General features: G+C 56.3%; 3 rRNA genes. All 3 read right to left on the bottom strand.

The window, feature by feature from the left end:
- Positions 1 to 49 precede the first annotated feature (49 nt).
- Positions 50 to 166, bottom strand: a 5S ribosomal RNA gene (gene rrf / locus ACFU5M_RS33915).
- Positions 167 to 319: 153 nt separating this feature from the next.
- Positions 320 to 3,432: ribosomal RNA gene (locus tag ACFU5M_RS33920) — 23S ribosomal RNA — on the bottom strand.
- A gap of 319 nt (positions 3,433 to 3,751) precedes the next feature.
- Positions 3,752 to 5,270: ribosomal RNA gene (locus ACFU5M_RS33925) — 16S ribosomal RNA — on the bottom strand.
- Together the 16S, 23S and 5S rRNA genes form the textbook arrangement of a ribosomal RNA operon.
- Positions 5,271 to 5,460 lie beyond the last annotated feature (190 nt).

The following is a 5,460-nucleotide window of genomic DNA, read 5'->3' on the forward strand; positions in this document are numbered from 1 at the left end:
AAACGACGAAAGGCCCTCGACTGTTGTCGAGGGCCTTTCGTGAAGGATGTTCCGGCGGTGTCCTACTCTCCCACACCCTGTCGAGTGCAGTACCATCGGCGCTGGCAGGCTTAGCTTCCGGGTTCGGAATGGGACCGGGCGTTTCCCTACCGCTATGGCCGCCGTAACTCTATGAAACTATCCACACCCCCTCACACCTGCCACCCTTCCATCGTCTACCGAGCCCGCAAGCTCGAAGAACAGATGAATGAATGGATGGTGGTGCGAGGGTATCTGTGTGTTGTTTCAGATACCGCACAGTGGACGCGTAGCAACCTTTGTTGGTAAGTCCTCGGCCGATTAGTACCGGTCACCTCCACACGTTACCGTGCTTCCAGTTCCGGCCTATCAACCCCATGGTCTGTAGGGGGCCTTAACCACTCGAAGGTGGTGAGAAACCTCATCTTGGAACAGGCTTCCCGCTTAGATGCTTTCAGCGGTTATCCCTTCCGAACGTAGCCAACCAGCAGTGCCCTTGGCAGGACAACTGGCACACCAGAGGTTCGTCCGTCCCGGTCCTCTCGTACTAGGGACAGCCTTCCTCAAGTTTCTGACGCGCGCGGCGGATAGAGACCGAACTGTCTCACGACGTTCTAAACCCAGCTCGCGTGCCGCTTTAATGGGCGAACAGCCCAACCCTTGGGACCTACTCCAGCCCCAGGATGCGACGAGCCGACATCGAGGTGCCAAACCATCCCGTCGATATGGACTCTTGGGGAAGATCAGCCTGTTATCCCCGGGGTACCTTTTATCCGTTGAGCGACACCGCTTCCACATGCCGGTGCCGGATCACTAGTCCCGACTTTCGTCCCTGCTCGACCTGTCAGTCTCACAGTCAAGCTCCCTTGTGCACTTGCACTCGACACCTGATTGCCAACCAGGCTGAGGGAACCTTTGGGCGCCTCCGTTACATTTTAGGAGGCAACCGCCCCAGTTAAACTACCCACCAGGCACTGTCCCTGAACCCGATCAGGGTCCGAGGTTAGAAGTCCAATACGACCAGAGTGGTATTTCAACGACGACTCCACGAACACTGGCGTGCCCGCTTCACAGTCTCCCACCTATCCTACACAAACCGTACCGAACACCAATACCAAGCTATAGTGAAGGTCCCGGGGTCTTTTCGTCCTGCCGCGCGTAACGAGCATCTTTACTCGTAATGCAATTTCGCCGAGTCTGTGGTTGAGACAGCAGAGAAGTCGTTACGCCATTCGTGCAGGTCGGAACTTACCCGACAAGGAATTTCGCTACCTTAGGATGGTTATAGTTACCACCGCCGTTTACCGGGGCTTAAATTCTCAGCTTCGCGCCCGAAAGCGCTAACCGGTCCTCTTAACCTTCCGGCACCGGGCAGGCGTCAGTCCGTATACATCGTCTTACGACTTCGCACGGACCTGTGTTTTTAGTAAACAGTCGCTTCTCTCTGGTCTCTGCGACCACACCCAGCTCGAGGAGTAAATCCCGTCACCAGACGCGGTCCCCCTTCTCCCGAAGTTACGGGGGCATTTTGCCGAGTTCCTTAACCACAGTTCTCTCGATCGCCTCGGTATTCTCTACCTGACCACCTGTGTCGGTTTGGGGTACGGGCCGTGTACCAACTCACTAGAGGCTTTTCTCGGCAGCATAGGATCACTGAATTCGCCTCAATCGGCTACGCATCACGTCTCAGGCACATGTCATGCGGATTTGCCTACACAACGCCCTACACGCTTACACCAGGTATTCCATCACCTGGCCCAGCTACCTTCCTGCGTCACCCCATCGCTTGACTACTACACCCAGGGTCTCGTGCATCCCCTTCCAGCTTCCCGAAGGAAGTCCATCCGGTTCAGGACGATTAGCACAGATGATTCACCATTTGGCGCGGATACACGGGTACGGGAATATCAACCCGTTGTCCATCGACTACGCCTGTCGGCCTCGCCTTAGGTCCCGACTCACCCTGGGCGGATTAACCTGGCCCAGGAACCCTTGGTCATTCGGCGGACGAGTTTCTCACTCGTCTTTCGCTACTCATGCCTGCATTCTCACTCGCACAGCCTCCACAACTAGTTCACACTGCTGCTTCCACGGCTGCACGACGCTCCCCTACCCATCCCAGCTCCTGGCTCGAAAGCAGAATAATGCTGGAATGCCGCGGCTTCGGCGGTGTACTTGAGCCCCGCTACATTGTCGGCGCAGGATCACTTGACCAGTGAGCTATTACGCACTCTTTCAAGGGTGGCTGCTTCTAAGCCAACCTCCTGGTTGTCTTCGCGACCCCACATCCTTTTCCACTTAGTACACGCTTAGGGGCCTTAGCCGGCGATCTGGGCTGTTTCCCTCTCGACTACGAAGCTTATCCCCCGCAGTCTCACTGCCACGCTCTCACACACCGGCATTCGGAGTTTGGCTGACTTCGGTAAGCTTGTGGGCCCCCTAGGCCATCCAGTAGCTCTACCTCCGGCGTGAAACACGTGACGCTGCACCTAAATGCATTTCGGGGAGAACCAGCTATCACGGAGTTTGATTGGCCTTTCACCCCTACCCACAGCTCATCCCCTCAGTTTTCAACCTAAGTGGGTTCGGGCCTCCACGACGTCTTACCGTCGCTTCACCCTGGCCATGGGTAGATCACTCCGCTTCGGGTCCATGACATGCGACTCAAACGCCCTATTCGGACTCGCTTTCGCTACGGCTACCCCACACGGGTTAACCTCGCCACACACCGATGACTCGCAGGCTCATTCTTCAAAAGGCACGCCATCACCCCACCCCGAAAGGAAGGCTCTGACGGATTGTAAGCGTCCGGTTTCAGGTACTATTTCACTCCCCTCCCGGGGTACTTTTCACCTTTCCCTCACGGTACTAGTCCGCTATCGGTCACCAGGGAGTATTCAGGCTTACCGGGTGGTCCCGGCAGATTCACAGCAGATTTCACGGGCCCGCTGCTACTCGGGAACCCACTACAACAGAGCACGCATTTTCGTCTACGGGACTCTCACCCTCTACGACAGGCCGTTCCAGACCACTTCGACTAACACGCACTTTTCTGACTGTCGCCTACCACGGCAGTGATAGGAAAGTAGGCCCCACTACCCCACACATGCAACACCTGCCGGCTATCACACACGCATGGTTTAGCCTCATCCGCTTTCGCTCGCCACTACTCACGGAATCACAATTGTTTTCTCTTCCTGTGGGTACTGAGATGTTTCACTTCCCCACGTTCCCTCCCAACCGCCTATATATTCAGCGGAGGGTGACACGACATCACTCGTGCCGGGTTTCCCCATTCGGAAATCCTCGGATCTCAGCTCGGTTGACAGCTCCCCGAGGCTTATCGCAGCCTCCTACGTCCTTCATCGGCTCCTGGTGCCAAGGCATCCACCGAACGCTCTTAAACACTTACAAACAAAGATGCTCGCGTCCACTGTGCAGTTCTCAAACAACACACAAGACTGAAACTGATGCGACACCAGCACTCCCACAGAAGCCGGTATGACCGCGCCCCAATCTTGTCGTCATATTGCCTGGAAAGAACGTCTGTTCTTTCAGGACCCAACAGTGTGTCGATATATCCCCACCGACAACCACACAAAGCGGTCGTCGATCACGGAGAAGTTGTCAGCGTTCCACCCATGAGCTTCCACCGGACTACATTCGAGTCCGACATGGTCTCTGCCACAACCACATTCACCTGTGTGAAGCGTCGCGGAGAAGTGCTCCTTAGAAAGGAGGTGATCCAGCCGCACCTTCCGGTACGGCTACCTTGTTACGACTTCGTCCCAATCGCCGATCCCACCTTCGACGGCTCCCTCCCACAAGGGGTTAGGCCACCGGCTTCGGGTGTTACCGACTTTCATGACGTGACGGGCGGTGTGTACAAGGCCCGGGAACGTATTCACCGCAGCGTTGCTGATCTGCGATTACTAGCGACTCCAACTTCACGGGGTCGAGTTGCAGACCCCGATCCGAACTGAGACCGGCTTTAAGGGATTCGCTCCACCTCACGGTATCGCAGCCCTCTGTACCGGCCATTGTAGCATGTGTGAAGCCCTGGACATAAGGGGCATGATGACTTGACGTCGTCCCCACCTTCCTCCGAGTTGACCCCGGCAGTCTCCTGCGAGTCCCCGCCATTACGCGCTGGCAACACAGGACAAGGGTTGCGCTCGTTGCGGGACTTAACCCAACATCTCACGACACGAGCTGACGACAGCCATGCACCACCTGTACACCGACCACAAGGGGGCCTACATCTCTGCAGGTTTCCGGTGTATGTCAAACCCAGGTAAGGTTCTTCGCGTTGCATCGAATTAATCCACATGCTCCGCCGCTTGTGCGGGCCCCCGTCAATTCCTTTGAGTTTTAGCCTTGCGGCCGTACTCCCCAGGCGGGGTACTTAATGCGTTAGCTACGGCACGGATCCCGTGGAAGGAAACCCACACCTAGTACCCACCGTTTACGGCGTGGACTACCAGGGTATCTAATCCTGTTCGCTACCCACGCTTTCGCTTCTCAGCGTCAGTTACTGCCCAGAGACCCGCCTTCGCCACCGGTGTTCCTCCTGATATCTGCGCATTTCACCGCTACACCAGGAATTCCAGTCTCCCCTGCAGTACTCAAGTCTGCCCGTATCGCCTGCAAGCTCACAGTTGAGCTGTGAGTTTTCACAGACGACGCGACAAACCGCCTACAAGCTCTTTACGCCCAGTAATTCCGGACAACGCTCGCACCCTACGTATTACCGCGGCTGCTGGCACGTAGTTGGCCGGTGCTTCTTCTACAGGTACCGTCACTCACGCTTCGTCCCTGTCGAAAGAGGTTTACAACCCGAAGGCCGTCATCCCTCACGCGGCGTCGCTGCATCAGGCTTTCGCCCATTGTGCAATATTCCCCACTGCTGCCTCCCGTAGGAGTCTGGGCCGTGTCTCAGTCCCAGTGTGGCCGGTCGCCCTCTCAGGCCGGCTACCCGTCGTCGCCTTGGTAGGCCATTACCCCACCAACAAGCTGATAGGCCGCGGGCCCATCTCGCACCGATAAATCTTTCCACCCACCGCCATGCGACAGCAGGTCATATCCGGTATTAGACCCAGTTTCCCAGGCTTATCCCGAAGTGCGAGGCAGATCACCCACGTGTTACTCACCCGTTCGCCGCTCGTGTACCCCGAAGGGCCTTACCGCTCGACTTGCATGTGTTAAGCACGCCGCCAGCGTTCGTCCTGAGCCAGGATCAAACTCTCCGTTGAAGACTCACAACCACACCCCCAAAAGGGTGCAATCAGATCAAAAACTAGAGTCCGAAAACCCAGCAAAACAATCGCCAGCAAAAAGCTGACAAAAAATGTCCGACCCTCCACACGGGGGGTGAAAGACCGGAACCAAATAAAACATTTGGCACTGACATTCATCGACACACTATTGAGTTCTCAAAGAACA

It is taken from the genome of Nocardia sp. NPDC057455 (assembly GCF_042802775.1).
GTDB lineage: Bacteria > Actinomycetota > Actinomycetes > Mycobacteriales > Mycobacteriaceae > Nocardia.